The organism is Pantoea sp. X-Soil-TKNS-1207, from assembly GCF_059730485.1.
Genome location: NZ_AP035959.1, coordinates 608,135 through 628,071 on the forward strand (window position 1 = coordinate 608,135; position 19,937 = coordinate 628,071).

Annotated in this window: 21 protein-coding genes and 1 riboswitch; of the genes, 6 read left to right on the forward strand and 15 right to left on the reverse strand. The window is 59.6% G+C overall.

Features of this window, described 5'->3' with window-relative positions; translation table 11 throughout:
• Window positions 1-172 precede the first annotated feature (172 nt).
• From AC6I8V_RS22930 to AC6I8V_RS22960, 7 genes are read right to left on the reverse strand one after another with little or no spacing between them, the layout of a single operon-like run.
• Window positions 173-1,108 carry an ABC transporter substrate-binding protein gene (locus AC6I8V_RS22930; protein ID WP_497846113.1) on the reverse strand — a complete coding sequence of 312 codons (936 nt, stop codon included), beginning with the start codon at window positions 1,106-1,108 and terminating at the stop codon, window positions 173-175.
• Between the two features lie 9 nt (window positions 1,109-1,117).
• Complete coding sequence (locus AC6I8V_RS22935) at window positions 1,118-1,855, reverse strand: ABC transporter permease (RefSeq protein ID WP_497846114.1); 738 nt, start codon at window positions 1,853-1,855, stop codon at window positions 1,118-1,120.
• Complete coding sequence (locus AC6I8V_RS22940; RefSeq protein WP_497846115.1) at window positions 1,836-2,555, reverse strand: ABC transporter ATP-binding protein; 720 nt, start codon at window positions 2,553-2,555, stop codon at window positions 1,836-1,838. The genes AC6I8V_RS22935 and AC6I8V_RS22940 overlap by 20 nt, the downstream gene beginning before the upstream one ends.
• Window positions 2,552-3,520, reverse strand: coding sequence for a HesA/MoeB/ThiF family protein (locus AC6I8V_RS22945; protein WP_497846116.1), 969 nt, complete (start codon window positions 3,518-3,520; stop codon window positions 2,552-2,554). The genes AC6I8V_RS22940 and AC6I8V_RS22945 overlap by 4 nt, the downstream gene beginning before the upstream one ends.
• A gap of 11 nt (window positions 3,521-3,531) precedes the next feature.
• The gene (locus AC6I8V_RS22950) at window positions 3,532-4,290 is read right to left on the reverse strand and encodes a thiazole synthase (protein WP_497846117.1); all 759 of its coding nucleotides are present in this window, start codon (window positions 4,288-4,290) and stop codon (window positions 3,532-3,534) included.
• A 3-nt stretch (window positions 4,291-4,293) separates the two neighbouring features.
• Complete coding sequence (thiS, locus tag AC6I8V_RS22955; RefSeq protein WP_497846118.1) at window positions 4,294-4,491, reverse strand: sulfur carrier protein ThiS; 198 nt, start codon at window positions 4,489-4,491, stop codon at window positions 4,294-4,296.
• A complete protein-coding gene (locus AC6I8V_RS22960) occupies window positions 4,475-5,419 on the reverse strand; it encodes an FAD-dependent oxidoreductase (protein WP_497846119.1) in 945 nt (314 codons plus the stop codon). The genes thiS and AC6I8V_RS22960 overlap by 17 nt, the downstream gene beginning before the upstream one ends.
• A 128-nt stretch (window positions 5,420-5,547) precedes the next feature.
• A riboswitch (TPP riboswitch) is annotated at window positions 5,548-5,667 on the reverse strand.
• A gap of 224 nt (window positions 5,668-5,891) precedes the next feature.
• Between AC6I8V_RS22960 and iolG the strand changes: the two genes are divergently transcribed.
• Window positions 5,892-6,890, forward strand: a complete 999-nt coding sequence (iolG, locus tag AC6I8V_RS22965) for an inositol 2-dehydrogenase (protein WP_497846120.1) — start codon at window positions 5,892-5,894, stop codon at window positions 6,888-6,890.
• A 63-nt stretch (window positions 6,891-6,953) separates the two neighbouring features.
• Here iolG and AC6I8V_RS22970 read toward each other — a convergent pair whose 3' ends face one another.
• Window positions 6,954-7,679 (reverse strand): pirin family protein, encoded by a 726-nt coding sequence (locus tag AC6I8V_RS22970; protein ID WP_497846121.1) that lies wholly within the window; start codon window positions 7,677-7,679, stop codon window positions 6,954-6,956.
• A gap of 123 nt (window positions 7,680-7,802) precedes the next feature.
• Between AC6I8V_RS22970 and AC6I8V_RS22975 the strand changes: the two genes are divergently transcribed.
• The gene (locus tag AC6I8V_RS22975; RefSeq protein WP_497846122.1) at window positions 7,803-8,681 is read left to right on the forward strand and encodes a LysR family transcriptional regulator; all 879 of its coding nucleotides are present in this window, start codon (window positions 7,803-7,805) and stop codon (window positions 8,679-8,681) included.
• A gap of 186 nt (window positions 8,682-8,867) precedes the next feature.
• Here the strand turns inward: AC6I8V_RS22975 and AC6I8V_RS22980 are convergent, their stop codons facing one another.
• The 4 genes from AC6I8V_RS22980 to AC6I8V_RS22995 are packed head-to-tail and all read right to left on the reverse strand — an operon-like array spanning window position 8,868 to window position 13,155.
• A complete protein-coding gene (locus AC6I8V_RS22980; RefSeq protein ID WP_497846123.1) occupies window positions 8,868-9,821 on the reverse strand; it encodes an ROK family protein in 954 nt (317 codons plus the stop codon).
• Window positions 9,818-10,684, reverse strand: coding sequence for an ABC transporter permease (locus AC6I8V_RS22985; RefSeq protein ID WP_497846124.1), 867 nt, complete (start codon window positions 10,682-10,684; stop codon window positions 9,818-9,820). Before AC6I8V_RS22985 ends, AC6I8V_RS22980 begins: the two co-directional genes overlap by 4 nt.
• A complete protein-coding gene (locus tag AC6I8V_RS22990; RefSeq protein ID WP_497846125.1) occupies window positions 10,684-11,604 on the reverse strand; it encodes an ABC transporter permease in 921 nt (306 codons plus the stop codon). The genes AC6I8V_RS22985 and AC6I8V_RS22990 overlap by 1 nt, the downstream gene beginning before the upstream one ends.
• 15 nt (window positions 11,605-11,619) lie before the next feature.
• Window positions 11,620-13,155, reverse strand: a complete 1,536-nt coding sequence (locus AC6I8V_RS22995; protein WP_497846126.1) for an ABC transporter substrate-binding protein — start codon at window positions 13,153-13,155, stop codon at window positions 11,620-11,622.
• Window positions 13,156-13,346: 191 nt separating this feature from the next.
• Between AC6I8V_RS22995 and AC6I8V_RS23000 the strand changes: the two genes are divergently transcribed.
• The 3 genes from AC6I8V_RS23000 to AC6I8V_RS23010 are packed head-to-tail and all read left to right on the forward strand — an operon-like array spanning window position 13,347 to window position 17,730.
• On the forward strand, window positions 13,347-14,480 hold the full coding sequence (locus AC6I8V_RS23000; RefSeq protein ID WP_497846127.1) for an ROK family protein: 1,134 nt from the start codon (window positions 13,347-13,349) through the stop codon (window positions 14,478-14,480).
• Between the two features lie 11 nt (window positions 14,481-14,491).
• The gene (locus AC6I8V_RS23005; protein ID WP_497846128.1) at window positions 14,492-15,940 is read left to right on the forward strand and encodes a M81 family metallopeptidase; all 1,449 of its coding nucleotides are present in this window, start codon (window positions 14,492-14,494) and stop codon (window positions 15,938-15,940) included.
• Window positions 15,937-17,730, forward strand: a complete 1,794-nt coding sequence (locus AC6I8V_RS23010; RefSeq protein WP_497846129.1) for an ABC transporter ATP-binding protein — start codon at window positions 15,937-15,939, stop codon at window positions 17,728-17,730. The genes AC6I8V_RS23005 and AC6I8V_RS23010 overlap by 4 nt, the downstream gene beginning before the upstream one ends.
• A gap of 4 nt (window positions 17,731-17,734) precedes the next feature.
• Here the strand turns inward: AC6I8V_RS23010 and AC6I8V_RS23015 are convergent, their stop codons facing one another.
• From AC6I8V_RS23015 to AC6I8V_RS23025, 3 genes are all read right to left on the reverse strand, one after another.
• Window positions 17,735-18,190 carry an acyltransferase gene (locus tag AC6I8V_RS23015; RefSeq protein ID WP_497846130.1) on the reverse strand — a complete coding sequence of 152 codons (456 nt, stop codon included), beginning with the start codon at window positions 18,188-18,190 and terminating at the stop codon, window positions 17,735-17,737.
• A gap of 62 nt (window positions 18,191-18,252) precedes the next feature.
• Entirely contained in the window at window positions 18,253-18,645 is a 393-nt protein-coding gene (locus AC6I8V_RS23020; protein ID WP_497846131.1) for a tautomerase family protein, read from the reverse strand.
• Window positions 18,645-18,953: a carboxymuconolactone decarboxylase family protein gene (locus AC6I8V_RS23025; protein WP_497846132.1), complete on the reverse strand. Its 309-nt coding sequence runs from the start codon at window positions 18,951-18,953 to the stop codon at window positions 18,645-18,647. Before AC6I8V_RS23025 ends, AC6I8V_RS23020 begins: the two co-directional genes overlap by 1 nt.
• Before the next feature lie 100 nt (window positions 18,954-19,053).
• On the opposite strand from AC6I8V_RS23025, the gene AC6I8V_RS23030 reads away from it, so the two are divergent.
• Window positions 19,054-19,923: a LysR substrate-binding domain-containing protein gene (locus tag AC6I8V_RS23030; protein WP_497846568.1), complete on the forward strand. Its 870-nt coding sequence runs from the start codon at window positions 19,054-19,056 to the stop codon at window positions 19,921-19,923.
• Window positions 19,924-19,937: the final 14 nt, after the last annotated feature.

The following is a 19,937-nucleotide window of genomic DNA, read 5'->3' on the forward strand; positions in this document are numbered from 1 at the left end:
AATTTTATAAAACAGTTAAAAATCAAACTGTTGTTTTAATTGCGGTGGTTTATAAAAACGGAGACTGCATAGGGGCGTTCGAAAGGAAAGGATTTATGTGATAACGCTACCAACGATGGCGCGCGTGCCGATCGGCAGTGCCAACCAGCACGCGCAGGGTACGTCCCCGCCGTTACTGCAACGAATAACGCGACATCGGCGCCACGCTCTTAATCAGGCCATTGGCCTGCATATATTCGCCAAACGCCTGATAACGCTGAGTATCCAGCGTCGCCGTATGGCTGGCGAAATAAGGCAACGTCGCCTGCCACGCCTGTTTGTTCAGCGGCGTATCCAGCTCCGGATATTGTTTGATAAATGCCTGCCAGGCCTGCTGCGGATGAGCGCGCAGCCAGGCGATACCGGCATCCAGCCCGCGCAGAAACGCCGGGATGCGTTTATCCTGCGCGGCGGTTTTCTGGTTCGCCAGAATGATCAGCTCGTCATAAGCGGGTACGCCATAATCTTCCGGTTTAAATACCACCGGTTTCGCGCCCTTGTCCTTCAGGTCGATCAACTCGTAATTACGAAAAACCGTCATCGCGCCATCAATTTTGTGCGTCAGCAGCGCCGATACGGCATCCATATTCAGGTTGATCAGCTTGACGCTATCCGCATCCACGCCCTGTGATTTCAGCATGTTGCGAATTGCCACATCTTCCGCGCCCGGAATGGCGTAGCCGATGGACTTACCGGCAAAATCTTTCAGGGAGTGAATATCGTCCGATACCGTGGTCAGGGTATTAAGCGGCTGGTTGATCAACGTGCCGACGCGGATCACTGGCACCTCTTTTTCCACCAGCGTGTACAGCTGCGGCTGATAGCTGATAGCCAGATCGGCCTTACCGGCGGCCAGCAACAGCGGCACCGAGGCGGAATCGGCAGGCGCGATCATCTCAACATCCAGCCCCTCTTTGTTAAACGCGCCGCTGTATTGCGCCGCAAAGATCGCCGCGTGGTTGGGGTTAACAAACCAGTCGAGCAGCAAACGAACCTTTTCATTGGCCTGTGCCACGCTGGTGGTTGCCAGCAGCAGCAACGCGGCGATCGCCGTACGTAGGGTGTTCAAAGTGCATCCTTATGTTAAGTGCCAGAGGGTTTTCTTGCGTATCAGGGCGACGCCACCGGAGAGCAGCAACGCCAGAATCAGTAACAGCAGCAGCGCGGCAAAGCTGGTGGCGGTTTCCAGCCGGGCATTGGCCTGCATCATCAGATAGCCCAGCCCTTCACTCGCCCCCACCCATTCGCCAATCACCACGCCAATCGGTGCCAGCACCACCGCCATCTGCAAACCGGAGAAAAACTGCGGCAGCGCGGCGGGCCAGCGCACCAGCCAGAACTGGCGGAAACGCGAACGGTTGAGGGTTTGCGCCAGCTCCAGCCAGCCCGGCGGCGTGCGGCACAGGCCGTCAAACAGCGACAGGCACAGCGGAAAGAACAGGATCAGCGCCGCCACCACCACTTTCGAGGCAATGCCGAAACCGAGCCACAGCACCAGCAGCGGCGCGAGCGCAAACACCGGGATAGCCTGGCTGGCGGTGACCAGCGGAAACAGCAGACGCCGGATGGTCGGGCTGGCAGCCATCAGCACCGCCAGCATGACGCCCGCGCCCACCCCCAGCAGCAGCGCCAGCACGATTTCCGCCAGGGTATACAGCAGGTGATGCCACAGCAGCTGACGATGCAGCCACAACGCCTCCAGCACCGCCTGCGGCGCGGGTAGCAGGAAGTTGGGCACGCCGCTGTGACGTGCCAGCAGCCAGCCGCACAGCAGCACCGCCAGCAGATAGAGGGCGCTAAACAGATTCGTTTTCATCGTCATTCAGTCGGGTAAAGAGATGGCCCTGCGCCTGAAGTAGCGCCGGGTCGTCGAGGGTGCGGGGCGCGTGGCCTTGCGGCACCGGCCAGTTTTCGATGCTCAACGGCTGGCCGCTCAGCAGCAAAATATCATCGGCCATGCGGCAGGCTTCCAGCGGATCGTGGGTTACCAGCAGCACGGTTTTGCCGTGCAGCAGCGTCGCGGTCAGCGTTTGCAGGCTGATTTTGGTCATCACGTCGAGGGTGGCGAAGGGTTCATCCATCAGCACCACATCACGTTGTGCGTAAAGGGTACGGGCCAGCGCCACGCGCTGGCGCATCCCGCCAGAAAGCGTGTGCGGCCGGGCAGTCGCCACCTCAGCCAGTTTCACCTGCTCCAGCAGATGCCGCGCCCGTTCGCGATCCGGCTTGTCGCCATTGAGACGCGCCGCCAGCATCACGTTGTCCAGCACCGACAGCCACGGGTACAGCAGATCCTGCTGCCCCATCCACGCCACGCTGTCGGCAATGCCGCTGATCCGCCCCTGCTGCGGCTGGAGCAGACCGGCCACCAGCCGCAGCAGCGTGCTTTTACCAATGCCGCTGCGACCGAGCATCACCGTGGTTTTGCCGCCACGCAGCCGCAGGTTCAGCTGCTGGCACAGCGGCTGTGCGCCCCAGCCGAAGCTGACGTCATGCAGCGTAATATCGTTGCTCATGGCCGGTTCGCTGCCAGAATCGCCAGCTGCGAGCAGCCGCGCTGCGCCAGCGCCGTCGCCGCCTGCGCCGCCCGAATACCGCTGGCGCACACCAGCACGATGCGGCGATCATAAGGCGGCTGCCAGTCATCAAGCTGCTGCGGCAGAATGCGCTGCGCCCAGGCCGCCACGCTGACCGGCGCTTCTTCGCGGCTGCGCAACTCCACGATGCAATCTTCTGCGGTGAGCAACTGGGTATCGATAAAGGGGACATAAGGCTGATCCGGCTCGCCCGCGCCATCAAAGCGGAACTGGCGGAAATGCCAGTGGACGAAGTCGCAGTTCACCAGGCAGCCGAGCGGCGAAGGGTCGAGGCCGATCAATACGCTCAGCGCCATCTGCGCCTGCATCGCCCCAAGCACCGCCACCGCCGGTCCCATCACCCCGGCGGTGTTGCAGTTGGCTGCCGAGCCGGGCAAACGCGGAAACACCGCGCGATAGCTTGGCGCCGGACCGCAGAACCCGCCAACATATCCCTGACGCCCCAGCACCGAGGCGCTAATCAGCGGTATCCCCGCCGGGTGGCAGGCGTCCGACAATTGATAAGTCACAGCAAAGTTATCCGCCGCATCGATCACCAAATCGATGCCGTGCAGTGCCTGCTGCACATTGCTGGCGGTAAGCGGCTGGTGCCGCGCTTCAATGGCGACCTGCGGGTTACGCCGCTGCAACGCGCGCTGCGCGCTGGCGACTTTCGACTGCGCCACATCCTGCATGTCAAACAGCGTCTGGCGATGCAGATTATGCAGCGCCACTTCATCGTCGTCGTAAAGGCGGAGAAAGCCGACGCCCGCCCCCACCAGCAGCGGCAGCAGCGTGGAGCCAAGCCCGCCCGCACCGACGACCAGCACCCGCGCCTGCGCCAGGCGCTGCTGGCCCAGCTCCCCTATCTCCGGCAACATCGTCTGACGTTGATAGCGATCCATGGTTGTTCTCCTCAGGAAAAATTCGCCAGGCCAAAGATTGGCGTTGATGCCACCGCCATATCGCGTTTTTCCATTAAGCCACCGTCGCGCGCGGCTTTTCCGGCGTCGATCGCCTGGCGGAACGCCCCGGCCATGCGCACCGGATCGCCCGCTTTCGCCACTGCGGTATTCAGCAGGATGGCGTCGAAACCCAGCTCCATCGCCTGCGCTGCCTGCGAGGGTGCGCCAATCCCGGCATCAATAATCAGTGGGATGTCGCTAAACCAGGCACGCATCGCCCGCAGACCATCGATATTGCGCAGCCCCTGGCCGGAACCAATAGGCGCGCCCCACGGCATCAGCACTTCGCAGCCCGCTTCCAGCAATTTTTCACCGACGATCAGATCTTCCGTGGTGTAGGGAAATACCTGGAAGCCATCGGCACACAGGATGCGCGCCGCTTCCACCAGCGCGAAGGGATCGGGTTGCAGCGTATCGGCATGGCCGATCACCTCCAGCTTGATCCACGGCGTGTTAAACAGTTCGCGCGCCATGTAGGCGGTGGTGACCGCTTCCTGCACCGTGTGGCAGCCTGCGGTATTTGGCAGCACGCGCAGATCCAGCTGGCTCAGCAGCTCACGAAACGCCGCACCGGCGGCCCCTTCGCGCCGCAGGCTGACGGTGATGATCTCACTGCCCGAGGCAGCAATCGCCTGCTGCAAAATCGCCGGCGACGGATAGCCCGCCGTGCCAAGTAAGAAACGTGATTGGGGTTCAAAGCCGTAAAACATCGTTTAGCCTCCCTGCATCGGTGATAACACTTCCAGCTGGCAACCCTCTTCGAGCGGCTGGCTGTCGTACTGCGCTTTTGGCACGAACATGCCGTTCAATGCCGTCGCCACGCAGGCGGCGTCAATCTGCTGCTCGCGCAGCAGTTCGCTCAGGGTGCGGGCCTCAGTCGAGACCAGACGGCCGTTAAGCTGAATATTCATGAAGATGTTCCTCGGACAGGCGCTGCATCAGCTGTTCCGCCATCAGCGGAGCCAACAGGAAACCGTGGCGATACATGCCATTCAGATAAAAGGTGCCGTCCTGATAGTGGATTTCCGGCAGATTGGCCGGATAAGCCGGGCGTAAACCGCTGGCGCTTTCGATGATGCGCGCTTCAGCCAGCGCCGGATGGATGGCATAAGCGGCGCTCAGCAGCTCCATCATGGCGCGCGCGCTGATCGGGCTGGCGTCATGGCTCTCCACCATGGTGGCGCCGAGCATAAAATGGCCGCCGCGACGCGGCACCAGATAGCAGGGAAAACGCGGGTGCAGCAGACGAATCGGCCGGGAGAACTGCACGTCATTGCTTTGCAGGATCAGCATTTCACCGCGCACCGCACGCAGACGCGGCAACGCAGGCGCGGCGTGGATGCCGCGACAATCAATCACCCGACCGCTGGCTTTCCCGCTGTGGATCGCGACGCCGCGCTGCTGCAATTTCTCGCGCATTTCGCCCAGCGCCAGGCGCGGATCGAGATGGGCTTCGCGTGCAAAGTACAGGCCGCGGGCAAAGCGTCCGGCCAGCGCCGGTTCCAGTTCAGCGGGATCGATCCATTGATGTTGTTCGGTCATACGCGCAAAGCGGTTCAGCTCCTGGCCGTCGCGCGGGGGCGCCACCACCAGCGTGCCCTGATGTTCGACGCTGCTCACGCGCTGCTGCCACCAGGCGGCGGAGTGCTGTCCAAGCTCGATCACCGCCGGGGGCGCACTTTCCGCCTCGCACCAGGGCGCAAGCATCCCGCCCGCAAACCACGAAGCGGGCGGGCGCGACTCATCAACAATCAGCTCAGCTTGTTCACCGCGTTCCGCCAGTAACGTGGCCACGCACAGACCCGCGACACCGCCGCCGAGTACCGTCCAGCGGCTCATAGCGGGTGTTCCGGAATAGAAATGGGGAAATTCACATCGGCCTCTCAGTTTTTCGCACTGAGACCCGGATACAGGAGAAGGGAAATGACGCGCGCGACGGAAAAACGTCCCTGCGCCAGACAGCCAAAAAAGCCGACTGTCAGTCTTCCTACGCCAGTATCAACTGGGTCAGGTTCAAAGGGTCGCTAAGCCGCGCAGTGCGCTATTAGCCTCTCAGTCTCTTGGGCGAGACTCCCCCGACGCGTCTATTTGTATTGCAGCAGCCAGGCTTCGTCAAGCGCAGGGCATCATAATCAGGCGAAATAGGAAAAACGGTGCGACCCCAGCAGCGCAGTTCTGATCGCTTGCAGCGCGAAAAACCCTGTGATCAACCTCATTAATTTGCACTGTCGCAGGGGCTTTGTTTTGACTTAAAGCCCGCCAGAATCGATTAATAGCGCCACTGCCTTATTACCCTCAGAGGAACTCCCCCATGCTGAATGTCGCTTTATTAGGTGCCGGTCGTATTGGTCAGATCCACGCAGGCAATATCGCCGCACATCCGCAGTGCCGTCTGACGTATGTGATGGATGTGAATGCCTCCGCCGCCAGCGCGCTGGCAGAGAAATACGGTGCCGCCGTCGCCGATCTCGACACCATCCTCGCGGATAGTAGCATCGACCTGGTGGCGATTTGCAGCGCCACCAATACCCATGCCGATTTGATTGAAGCCGCCGCACAGGCGAAGAAAGCCATCTTCTGTGAAAAGCCGGTCGATCTCAGCCTGGAACGCGTGCAGCGTTGCCTCGCCACGGTGCGCGCCGCCGGGGTGCCGCTGATGATTGGGTTTAACCGCCGCTTTGATCCGAGCATGGCGCATTTGCAGGCCTGCCTGCGGGCCGGGGAGATTGGCAGCACCGAACTGGTCACCATCAGCTCGCGCGATCCGGGTGCGCCCCCGGCTGAGTATGTCAAAGTCTCCGGCGGGCTGTTCCGTGATATGACCATTCACGATTTCGATATGGCGCGCTGGCTGCTGGATGAAGAACCGGTGACGGTGTACGCCTCAGCCTCGGCGCTGGTCGATCCCCAGATCAAAGCGCTGGGCGATGTCGATACCGCAGTGGTCACCCTGACCTGCGCCAGCGGCAAAATGGCGGTGATCACCAATAGCCGCCGAGCCAGTTACGGCTACGATCAGCGCATTGAGGTCCACGGCAGCGAAGGGATGCTGGCGGTGACCAATCAGCTGGAGAGTCAGCTGGTGAAATCGGTGGCGTCCGGCGTCGTGGCGCAGAAGCCGCAGCATTTCTTCCTGCAACGCTACGCCGAAGCCTATCGCAATGAACTGGCGACATTTGTGGAAGCGCTGGCGAAAGGGGAAGGCGAGTATCCCGGCGGGAATGATGGATTGCAGGCGTTGCTGCTGGCGGATGCGGCGCTGACGTCGCTGAAGACCGGCAAACCGGTAGCGCCTGCGTCGCTGTTGTAACGCTTTGCCGGGAATATAACGGCGAAAAGAATAAGGGAGGCGCTCAGGCCTCCCTTTTATGTTTTAACGCTGCGGATGGTTCACTTCCAGCGGGCGCAGGTCAAACACCAGCACTTCCGCGTCTTTGCCGTTGGCGAATTGCAGCGCGGTTTCGTTACGTACGCGCGCACCGTCACCTTCGTTAAACACCACGCCATTCACTTCAATGCTGCCGCGAGCCACATGGATGTAGGCATAACGGTCGGCATCCAGCGCGAAGGTCTGCTGCTCTGCACCGTCAAACAGTCCGGCATAGATACGGATGTCCTGACGCACGCTCAGCGAACCCTCATCACCCTGCGGCGAAACAATCAGACGCAGCTGACCGCGTTTGTCGCTTTCCGCTACCGATACCTGCTGATATCCCGGCTGCGTACCGCGTTCGGCAGGCACGATCCAGATTTGCAGGAAGTGGACGTTGTCCGCTTTCGAGTGGTTAAACTCGCTGTGCGTGACGCCGCTACCGGCACTCATCAGCTGCACATCGCCAGGGACAATCACCGAACCGGTACCCATGGAATCTTTATGCTCCAGCGCGCCTTCCAGAACGTAGGAGATGATCTCCATGTTGCTGTGCGGATGCGCACCAAAACCACGACCCGGTGCGACCTGGTCATCGTTAATCACCAGCAAATCAGAGAAACCGGTTTGTTTCGGGTCCCAGTAGTTGGCGAAAGAAAAGGTGTGGCGTGAATGCAACCAGCCGTGGTCACCTAAACCGCGTTGTGCTGACAGGCGTTGTTCAATCATGGTCTGCTCCTCGAATTTGTGGGTGGAAGACGATTTCGCTTCCTGATGTGATTCAGTATACGTAAACTGAAATGCCCAACAATGTGTTGCATTGACAATGACTGTCACCAGGAAGTGGACAATATGCAGATAGACGATCTCCGCATTTATGTTGCCGTGATTAAAGCAGGCAACTTCACCGCTGCCGCCGAGCAGCTGCTGCTTTCCAAGCAATATGTCAGCCGTCGTATTGCCGCGCTGGAAGAGTCACTCGGCGCAACCCTGCTTAACCGCAACACGCGCAAACTGTCGGTGACCGATAACGGGCAGGTGTTTGCCCGGCACGCGCAGCGCATCCTGGATGACGTGCAGGAAGTGGAGCTGGCGGTATCGGGGCGTCGTCAGGTGTTGCAGGGCAGCTTTCGTCTTAGCGTGCCGATGTCGTTTGGCATCAGCCACCTTTCGCCGTTTATTGCCGAATTCCTCAGCATCCATCCGGCATTGCAGTTCCAGGTGGAACTGGCGGATCGCTATGTGGATATGATTGGCGAAGGCTTTGATATGGCGATCCGTATCGGTACCCTGCCCGACTCAACCCTGATTGCCAAAAAACTGGGAGAGTTTCGTCGCGTGATCTGCGCCAGCCCGCGTTATCTACAGGGAGCGGATGCGCCACGTAAGCCGGATGATTTGCTCAACCACGCCTGCCTGCGTTACGGACGTGAAAGCCAGACCGGCTGGGAGCTGTTTCAGGGTGAGAAGCGTGAAGTGATCAACGTGCAGGGACCGATGGTCAGTAACAACGGTGAGATGCTGCGCGATGCCGCGGTTGCCGGGCTGGGGCTGATCCTGCTGCCGGAATTTATCGTCGCCCCGGCCATCGCCAGCGGCGATCTGCTCACCGTACTTGACGACTGGCATCCCTCCTCGCTGAGCCTGAATGCGCTTTATCCGCAGCATCGCCAGCGCAGCGAGGTCAATCGGGTGTTTATGGCATTTTTGCAGCAGAAGCTGGCTTCATGACTTTAGTAGAATACGTTACAGCTACAGTTGACGATGACGACACTGGAGATGTCGCCTCAGTTAGGTATTGTTCGCGAAGAAGTGCGTGCCGATACCCGCAGTTTTCCTATCGGCAGGCACATCATTTTTTATCGCGCTGTGACCGGTGGCGTCATCGTTAATCACCTCATCCTCCCAACTACATCGCTAACCGGCTACGGTAACCAGACGCTGACGCGCCAGCAACGCCGCCCCCATCATCCCGCCATGATGCGCAAACCTGCCCGGCACCACCAGCGGCTGCGAACGGCGGCGTAAGACATAACTTTGCACCGCGCGATCCAGCTCAGCAATCAGCGGCGTAACCGATGCCAGCCCACCGCCCACCACCACCACCGATGCGCCAGTGATATTGATGCAATAAGCCAGCGGCTGCGCCACCAACTGCAACCACGCCGCGATAGTTTTCCCGGCCAGCGCCTCCTGAGCTTGCCAGCGCGCGATAATGTCGAGGCTGGTGGCCGACTCGCCATGCAGCGTGCGATGCAGATTCTCCATCCCGCGCGCGCCGCCGTAGCTGTCCAGGCACCCCCGCTGTCCGCACGGACAGAGCGGGCGCGGCAGTCGCTGCCACTTGCCATCGATCTCAACCTCGGTCAGGGTAATCGGGCCGTGGCCCCACTCGCCGGTTAAGCCATTTTGCCCGGTAATAATACGGCCATCCGCCACCAGCCCACCGCCGACACCAGAGCCGAGGATCGCGCCGAACACCACCTTGTGACCTTTGCCCGCCCCGGCCAGCGCTTCCGCCAGGGTGAAGCAGTCGGCATCGTTATGCACAATCACCTGACGTTGCAGAATGGCGCCCAGTTCCTGCGCAAGATTGCGCTGATGAAACGCCGGAATATTGCTGGCAAACATTTCGCCGCTATCCGGCGCCACGATCCCGGCGGTGGAGATCGCCACCGGGCTGGCATCGCTGAAATGCTGCTGATGCTGGTCAATCATCGCGCGGATGACCTGCGTGAAGGCCGGCCAGGAGGCGGCGGGGATTTTTTCCTGCCCCAGCAGCGTCAGTTCGCCGTCCTGCCGGGCCGCCGCCAGTTTGATAAAAGAACCGCCTAAATCGAAACAAATCACCGCATGTTGCTTGTTATTCATAGACGCTTATCCATTACATCGCGCAAACCGTCACCCAGCACGTTGCAGCCGAGCACGGTAATCAGAATCGCCAGACCAGGGAAAAGCGACACGTAAATATTCAGTCCGAGAAAGTTGCGACCGTCGCTCATCATGGTGCCCCACTCCGGCATCGGCGGTTGTACCCCCAGCCCAAGGAACGACAGACTGGCGGCGGACAGCACCACCGCCCCGGCGGTCAGGGTGGATTGCACAATCAGCGGTCCGATCGAATTACGCAAAATATAGTGGGTAATGATGCGCGGATAACGCACCCCCAGCATATGCGCCGCTTCGATGTACTCCATATTTTTCAGCCCCAGCGTCAGGTTGCGGCTGAGGCGCGCATACACCGGGATGGAAAACAGCGAGATCGCAATCAGCATATTGGTCAGCCCCTCGCCCAGCACGCTAACAATCAGAATCGCCAGCACGATGCCCGGAAAGGCGAAAATAATGTCCATCACCCACATGATCAGCGCATCGATTTTCCGCCCCGCCAGACCGGAGATAATGCCGAGCGGAATGCCGATCACCATCGAGATCGCCACGCTAAGGCAGACTTCAAACAATGAGATCCGCGCGCCGTAAATCACCCGCGAGAAGATGTCACGTCCGTAATCGTCCGTGCCGAACCAGTGGGCGGCCGACGGAGCCTGCAAGGTACTCAGCAGATCCTGCTCCACCGGATCCCACTGGGTGATGAACGGGGCGAGGATCGCCGCCAGTACCACCAACAGAACCAGCCCGCCGCCAATGGCGATGGATGGATAGGCCAGCAGAAAGTGCAGCAGCTGCCTGCCGCGCGAACGGCGCGGCAGCACGGAGGTTTCTATGCTGTTCATCAGTCGAACCTTATTTTTGGATTCAGTAAACCAATAAGGATTTCGCCCACCAGATTCATCAGCACCACGCCGGTCACCGCCACCAGGGTAACGCCCTGAATCACCGGATAGTCGCGGTAGCGCACCGAGTCCACCAGTAACCGGCCAATGCCGGGCCAGTTGAACACCGATTCCGTCACCACGGCGCCGCCAATCAGGCTGCCGAAATTCAGCGCCACAATGGTAACGATGGGGATGAGCGCGTTACGCAACGCGTGTTTCCAGTGGATGCTGCGCGAGGATAACCCTTTGGCTTTGGCGGTGCGGATATAGTCCTGGCTCAGGACGTCGAGCATACTGGAGCGTGTCATACGGGCAATCATCGCCATCGGCAAAATCGCCAGCGTGACGGTGGGCATAATATAGTTGCGCCAGGAATCTGCCCCGAGCAGCGGCAGCCAGCCGAGCTGCACCGCAAAGTAGTTCATCGCCAGCAGCGCCAGCCAGAAGTTGGCAATTGACGCCCCGGCGATGGTCAGCACCATCACCACCTGATCCGGGATGCGTTGACGATAGATCGCCCCGGTCATGCCTGCGGGCACCCCAATGGCAATCGCCAGCAGATAGGCCAGCGCCGCCAGCGATAAGGTATAGGGCAGCCGTTCGCTGATTTCGGTCATCACCGGACGCTGCGACTGCAACGACAACCCAAGGTTGCCATGCAGCGCTTCCGCTGCAAACGTCACATATTGCAGCGGCAGCGGCTGGTCAAGGCCGAGGCGGATACGCATATTATCCACCGCTTCCTGCGGCGCTTCCGGCCCCGCCATCAGGCGCGCCGGATCGCCCGGCAGCGCGCGGATGGCGATAAAGACGATAATCGACACGCCGAAAATAATTAACGGCAGTGACAGCACCTTTTTCGCGACATACGCTTTCATCACAAACCGCCTGGATTAAGGTTTTACCGCATCCCGCACCACCAGCTGACCGCCTGGCTGCATGGTCACACCGCTGATATTTTTACGCGCGGCATAGAGATCGTCCTGATAAAACAGCAGCACCTGCGGGGCCAGCGCGCTGATGCGCTGCTGCGCTGCAACGTAGAGCGCTTTGCGTTTGCTGTCGTCCATAGTGGATGCAGCGGTATCGATCAGATCATCGGTCTGCTTATCACTGAAGAAGCCGAGGTTAGCCCCGCCTGGGGCAAAGCTGCTGGTGTGGTACAGCGGGCGCAGTTGCAGATCGGAACCGTACAACCCGGACGACCACGAAGCCAGCACCGCATCCGTCCCCTGCGACGCTTTCTCTTTGCCATCGGCAAAGGCCGCTTTGGTCCAGACGCCGCTTTCCATCTGGCGCACGTTCAGTTTGACGCCAATTTTGCCCCACATGCCCTGCAACACCTGCGCAGTGCGCGCATCGGGCGCCTGTACCGCAATCGACATGGCAAAGCCGTTGGCATAACCCGCCGCTTTCAGCAGATCTTTGGCTTTCTGGATGTCATACGGGTAGTCGTGCAGACTTTTGTCGTAGTTGGGATCGACCGGCGCCAGCGCCGAGTTGGCGGGCTGCGCGTAGCCAAACATAATCGCTTTGCTCAGCGCCTGCTGATCGGTGGCGAAGTTCAGCGCCTGACGCACCCGGACATCGCTCAGCGCTTTGGCTTGCGTATTCAGATCCACCCAGAACACCGCCGCACCGGGCGACTGTTTAAGGTTGACGTTGGGATTGTTTTTTAACATGCCGGCAAATTGCGGCGGCACCGGGTTAATAATATCCACCTGCCCCGATTGCAGCGCCATATTCATAACCGACGGCTCGCTGCTCCACGTCCATTTAATTTCGTCCGGGCCGGATGATTTACCCCAATAATCCGGGTTCTTCTGTTCCAGTACAAATTCGCCGGATTTATATTGCGCCAGCTTATAAGGCCCGGTGCCATCGGCTTTATTATTGATGCTGCCTGCTTTATCCGCCTGCGGGCTGACCATTAATCCCGGACCGGACGCCAGAACGGTTAAAAACGCCGGGTTAATTTTCTTCAGCTGAAATTCCACCGTGAGATCATCTTTTTTCTTCACGTCCTGAATAAAGGTGCGAATTTTGCCGCTGGCGGCGAGGCCGCGTTTGGTATCGAGATGGCGCTGAAAGTTTTCCACCACCGCGTCGGCATTAAACGGCGTGCCATCGTGGAATTTCACGTTCGGACGCAGTTTGAAGGTCCAGTTCAGGCCGCTGGCATCGGTGGTCCAGGAGAGGGCCAGCGCCGGAATAATTTTGCCGTCATCACCGAGGCGCGTCAGACCTTCGTACATCGGATCGAGCACCGTGCCGGTAAAGGTGGCGGTCTGGTTACCCGGATCCATACTGCGTGGCGGCTCGTTTTGCATAATCACCAGCTGGCTGGCAAAGGCGGAGGCGCTGGCAAATAACGACATCATGCAGCCCGCGAGAGTCATTACCCTAAAACGCTTAAGTGTGCTTTCCATGAAGGCCCTCAGATACGATCGGTGAATTAACCCGGACATATAAGGCACAGTTCATGAATGAAAGCCAATACGTAAGTTCATATATTTTACTTATATCTCGATCCAGGTTCAGAAATTTAACTAAATAACGTTGTGTTTGTTCTCACCTCTTATTATTGTCAGGCGATATTGCCCCGATCCTGGTGTTCTGAATGCTCAATGCCCATCAGCAACAAATCATTCGCCTGCTTATCGCTTCACATGGCATGAGCCGCACCGCTATTGCGCAGAACATGAAACTGAGCAAAGCGGCGATTAGTACCCTGATTAAAGAAATGCTGAACGCCGGTTTGCTGGAAGAGAGTATTCCCGAAGCCACCGGGCAGGGCCGTCCGTCGGTGTTATTAAAAATGCGGGCCGACAGCGCCTATTTCCTCGGTGCCTCCCTGCTCGGCGAGGAGATAACCCTGGTACTGATTGATATGCATGGCCGCACGCTGGCGACCCGTGTATTGCCGCTGAGCCTCGATCCGTCACAGCTCACTGCGGCGATTGCGGCGGCCATTCCCCCGCTGGTGGCCGATAACGCTATCTCGCCGGACCAGCTGATTGGCCTCGGCGTCACCCTGTCCGGCTTTGTTGATGAACATCAGGCGGTATGCGTGCAGTCGGCCCTGCTCGGCTGGAAAGATGTGCCGCTGGCGGCAATGCTGAAAGAGAAAACCGGACTCGAGGTGTCGCTGGAAAACGACGCCAAAGCGCTGGCGGTGAGCGAGAAAATCTTCGGACTGGCAAAGAAGGTGCGCAATTTCACGGTGATTTCCCATGGCGACGGCATCGGTTCGGCGCATTTTTTCCAGGGACAGCTGCACCGGGGTGCGCATGGCGGTGCCGGTGAGATCGCCCACTGCACCATTGAACCTGGCGGACGGCCGTGTCGCTGCGGCAAACGCGGCTGCCTCGACACCCTCGCCTCGCTCACCGCCATCCGCGAGAACATGCGAGAAAAAGCCATCAACGCCGAGGGGCTGGCGGCGCTGGAAACGCTGGCGGTGAAGGGCCATAGCGCGGCGATTGCCATTTTGCACCAGGCGGGCAATGCGCTCGGTCTGGCCATCGCCAATATCATCCAGATGAACGACCCGGAATTGATTGTGATTGCCCATCATCCGGCAGCGTTTGATGGCCTGCTGAAAACCGTGGTGATGCAGGCGATTGATGCCAACGTGCTGCCTTCCATCATGGGCAAAACACCGATTTCGACCATCGAAATTACCGAAGAAAGCTGGGCCAGAGCCGCAGCCAGTGTGGCGGCATATCGTTTCTTAATTCATTTACCCGAGTAGCGGAGGCTGCTATGCGCATTGCTTTTGGTGGTATTCATACTGAGTGCAGTACCTATAACCCGGTGCTGAATTATGCCGATGACTTCCGCATTCTGCGCGGGGATGAATTAACGGCGAGTCCTTATTTTGCCTTTCTCGCCGATTATGACGCCACCTTTCTGCCCACGTTTCATGCCCGCGCCATCGCCGGTGGGCCGGTGGCCCGCGTCACTTACGATGATTTCAAACAGGATTTCCTGACCCGGCTGGCGGCGCTGTTGCCGGTGGACGGGGTGTATCTGGCGATGCACGGTGCGGTCTACGTTGAAGGGATGGAAGATGCCGAAGGCGACTGGATTGCCGCCACCCGCGAGCTGGTGGGCCAGGATTGCCCGATTAGCGTCAGCTATGATCTGCACGGCAACGTTACGCAACGCATCATTGATGCCATTGATATGTTCTCCACCTACCGCACCGCGCCGCATATTGATGTGGAAGAAACCATGCGCCGTTCGGTGTCGATGCTGGTTAAAAGCCTGCACAGCGGCGTGAAACCGGGTGTGGTCTGGGCGCCGATTCCGGTGGTGTTACCCGGCGAACGCACCAGTACCGAAGATGAACCGGCGAAAAGCCTGTATGCGCGACTCCCCGCCATTGATGCCCTCGATCATATCTGGGATGCCTCACTGATGGTGGGTTACGTGTGGGCCGACGAACCACGCGCTACCGCAGCGGCGATCATGACCGGCACCGACGCGGATGTGCTGGCGGAACAGGCGGCAAAACTGGCGCTGGCTTACTGGCAGGCGCGGGAGGCATTCAGCTTTGGTTGTGTCACCGGCAGCACCGAGGCGTGCGTGAGCATGGCGATAGCCAGCCAGACCCACCCGGTGATTCTGGCGGATTCCGGCGATAACCCCACCGGCGGCGGCGTTGGCGATCGCGGCGATATGCTGGCGGAACTGATCCGTCAGGACGCGCAGGGCGTGATCGTCGCAGGCATTACCGATAAACCTGCCACCGATGCGGCGTTTGCCGCGGGTGTCGGCGCGAGCTTAGCCCTTACCGTGGGCGCCACGCTCGATCCGGCCGGTGGCAAGGCCAGCGCGACGTTTGTCGTCACCCATCTGGTGGATGATCCGCGTTCGATTGCGAAGCAGGCGCTGCTGCAAACCGGTGGCATTACCCTGGTGGTGGCGGATCGCCGTCGTCCGTATCACAACCTCGCCGACTTCGCGCTGCTGGGGCTGGACCCGGCAACGGCAAAAATCGTGGTGGTGAAATCCGGTTATCTGTCGCCGGAGCTGGCGCCGCTGGCGAATCCGAACCTGATGGCGCTGTCGGAAGGCGTGGTCGATCAATATGTGGAGCGCCTGGAGCGCAAACGCAAAACGCACCCCACCTACCCGTTCGATACCGATTTTGACTTCCTGCCGGTCAGCACCCTGTCGGCGCGTTTTATGGCAGAACCCCAGCGATGAACGCCTCGCAACCGGTACTGCGCATCGAAAATCTGTCGGTCGCGTTTCGCAGCGACCATCAGTGGCGTGAAGTGGTGAAGAACGTCTCGCTCGACATTCACGCCGGTGAAACCCTGGCGATTGTCGGCGAGTCGGGTTCCGGTAAAAGCGTCACCTCCATGTCGATTATGCGGCTGCTGAATCCGCGCCACGCCCGCGTTACCGGCAGGATTCTGCTTAACGGCGTGGATTTGCTGACGCTGAGTGAAGCGGCGATGCGGGATATTCGCGGCAATGCGGTAGCGATGATCTTTCAGGAGCCAATGACCAGCCTGAATCCGTCGTTTACCATTGGTCATCAGATCGCCGAAGTGCTGATCAACCACCGCAAAATCTCCAGGCGCGCCGCCCGAGAGGAGACCATTCGCCTGCTGGAGAAGGTGCGCATCCCGAATGCGGCCCGGCGTTTTGATGACTATCCGCATCACTTCTCCGGCGGGATGCGTCAGCGCGTGATGATCGCTATGGCGCTGGCGTTACGCCCGCGGTTGCTGATCGCCGATGAACCCACCACCGCGCTCGACGTCACCATTCAGGGGCAAATTCTCGATCTGATCAAAACCCTACAGGAAGAAGAAGGCACGGCGGTGCTTTTTATCACCCACGATATGGGCGTGGTGGCGGAAGTGTCTGACCGCACGCTGGTGATGTATCAGGGTGATGTGGTGGAAACCGGCACCACCGCAGCGATCTTCTCCGCACCGGCGGCGGATTATACCCGCACCCTGATTGCCACCGTGCCGCAGCTCGGCGCGATGCGGGGCATTGAAGGGCCACGTAAGTTTGCCCTGACCCGCGACAGCGCCGTCCCGGCAGCGAAAACGCCCGATCCCGCTGCGCGCCCGCTGCTGTCGGTAAAAAACCTCAGCACGCGCTTCAGCATCCATGAGGGATTGTTCAGCCGTAAAACCGGCGCGGTACATGCGGTGGAGAATATCTCCTTCGAGCTGATGCCGGGCGAAACGCTGTCGCTGGTGGGTGAATCCGGCTGTGGCAAATCCACCACCGGCCGTTCCCTCACCCGCCTGACGGCTGCCACCTCCGGCCAGATAGAGTTTGATGGCTATGATGTCCTCAATCTTTCTGCCAGCGAGCTGCGTAAGCTTCGCTGTGCGATGCAGATGATTTTCCAGGACCCGTTCGCCAGCCTCAATCCGCGCATGTCGGTGCAGGAAGCCCTGACCGAGCCGTTTTTACAGCACCAGCTGGGCAGCAAGGCCACGGCGGTGCAGAAAGCGGGGGAATTAATGGCGCGAGTCGGCTTGTCGCCAGCGATGATGAAAAGGTATCCACACGAGTTTTCCGGCGGCCAGCGGCAACGAATCTGCATCGCCCGCGCGCTGATGCTGGACCCGAAAATGATCATTGCCGATGAATCGGTCTCAGCGCTCGATGTGACGGTGAAAGCCCAGATCATCAACCTGCTGCTCGATTTGCAGCACAGCCTCGGGCTGTCGTATCTGTTTATTTCGCATGATATGGCGGTGGTGGAACGCATCAGCCATCGGGTGGCGGTGATGTTGTTAGGCGAGATCGTGGAAATTGGCCCGCGCGCGGCGATTTTCGAAAACCCGCAACACGACTATACCCGTAAGCTGCTGTCGTCGGTGCCGGTGCCCGATCCGGCGCGCCGTCAGCTGAAGCGACAGATTGAGGTCAGCGAGCTGAAAAGCCCGGTCAGGCCGGTGGGTTTTGTCCCGGCAACGCGGCGCTACCGTGCGGTCAGCGCCGGGCATTGGGTGATGGAGTAGCGCGTTACAGCAAACGTAGCAAACGCGCCGGATTGCCGGCGTAAATCCCTTTCTGTGTAATATCTTTCGTCACCACGCTGCCGGCGCCAATCACGGTGCCGTCGCAGATGGTGACTGCCAGAATGGTGGCGCCGCTGCCTATCGAGACCGCGTCGCCGATAACAATCCGTCCCCAGCTGGCGCGATCCGCATCCGGTTTGCCATCTCGAAACATATCATTGGCGAACATCACGCCGTGGCCGATAAAGCAGTTCTCGCCAATGGTGACGTACTCGCAGATAAAGCTGTGCGACTGCACCTTGCTGCCACGACCGATCACCGTATGTCCCTGAATTTCGACAAACGGCCCGATAAATACATCGTCCTGTAAGGTGCAGCCGTAGAGATTTGACGGCTGATAAATGGTGACGTTTTCGCCGCTAATCACATCTTTTAAGCCCGTTTCACGCAGATTTGCCATCCTTTATCCTCCCTGTTTGCCAGTATGGTGAGATCGCAGGCGCGGCTTCCGCTCTGCTGGCGTTATTTTATCATCGATAAATCGAACATCTCTCCCCCGCTGAAGCTCCACTCCCCGGCGCTGGTTGGCTGAATCACCACCATCACGTCATTGGGATCGAGGCCCAGCCGCTGGTGCAGGCGCTGGCTCAGCACATGATAAAACCTCTGCTTCTGGCCGGTGCTGCGCGATTTTCCCACCACCAGGTTGAACAGCACGTAACGATCGCTGCGTCCGCCACTCAGGTAATGACGATCATAGATGAATCGCGCGGCAGGCAGGCAGTCAATTATCTGAAAGCGGTCGCCGGGCGGCACGCTGAATTCCGCCACCAGCACCTCATGCAGGGTGTCCGACAGGATTTGCAGTTCTGCGTCACACCAGCCTTCACGCAGCGTAATTCGGGTAAAGGGCATCAGCGCGCCTCCTCATCCAGACAGGTTAACGCCGTTACCGCTGCGGGCCAGCCCGCGTAAAACGCCAGATGGGTAAAGGCTTCGGCCAGCTCGTCATGGCTCAGGCCATTTTCAGCGGCAAATTGCAGATGCCAGGGAAGCTGCTGCACCCGGCCAAGGGCCGCCAGCGTCGCCAGGGTAATCAGGCTGCGCTCGCGCGGGCTTAATATCGGGCGCTGCCAGATATCACCAAACAATACCTGCTGCGTCAGCTCTGCCAGTTTCGGCGCGACGCGTTGCAGCGCGTCACGATCCAGGGATTTCGTCATCTTTATTCTCCGTGATGGTCTATGCCGCGAGTATCGCGCACTGCTACAATCCGAAAAATCATATTATTCAGGACCAATGGTCCCGTTTTTAAGGATGATGATGGAGAAGATCCCGATCTCGCTCGATAGCGATGCGTTACGCAGCTTTGTGCTGGGTATCGAATGCGGCAGCTTCGCGCTGGCCGCCCGACAGCTGTGCCGCTCCACCTCGGCGGTCAGCGCCCAGTTGAAAAAGCTGGAGCAGCAATGCGGCACACCGCTGGTGGTGAAACATGGCCGCCATCTGGTGCCGACGCCGGGGGGTGAAATCCTGATGAGCTATGCGCGCCGCCTGCTCAGCCTGAACGATGAAGCCTGCCGCGCGGTGCGCGGGGAATTGTTGCAGGGCGACGTGCGCATCGGGATGCAGGAAGATTTTGGTGAGTCGCTGATGCCCGGTATTCTCGGCCCCTTCAGCCGCCATCATCCTGGCGTACGCATCAGCGCGCGCGTTGACCGTAACCAGCCGCTATTACAGGCGCTAAGCGAGCACAACCTCGATATGGCGCTGCTGTGGCAGGGAGATAACCTGCCTGCCAGCAGTCAACTGCTCGGCCAGTGCCCGCTGGCCTGGATTGCCGCGCCTGAACTGGATATCTCTGCGTTGCAACCGCTGCCGCTGGTGATGTTTGAAGCCCCCTGCCTGATGCGATCCCGCGCCATTGCTGCGCTGGAACAGGCGGGTATCGCCTGGCGCGTGGTGTTTACCAGCCACAGCCTGAGCGGCGTATGGGCGGCGGTGCAGGCTGGGCTGGGCGTCACCCTGCGCAGCCAGATTGGCCTGCCTGCCGGGCTACGCACCCTCAACGCGCAGCTGCCCGCAGTCGGCAGTATCGGGATTGCGCTGGTGCAGCAGGAAAGCACTGATGCCACCCAGCAATGGCTGGGCCAGCTGATGGCGGCGGCGGTGAGCGACTATCTGGTGGCATAATCAGCCAACCGACA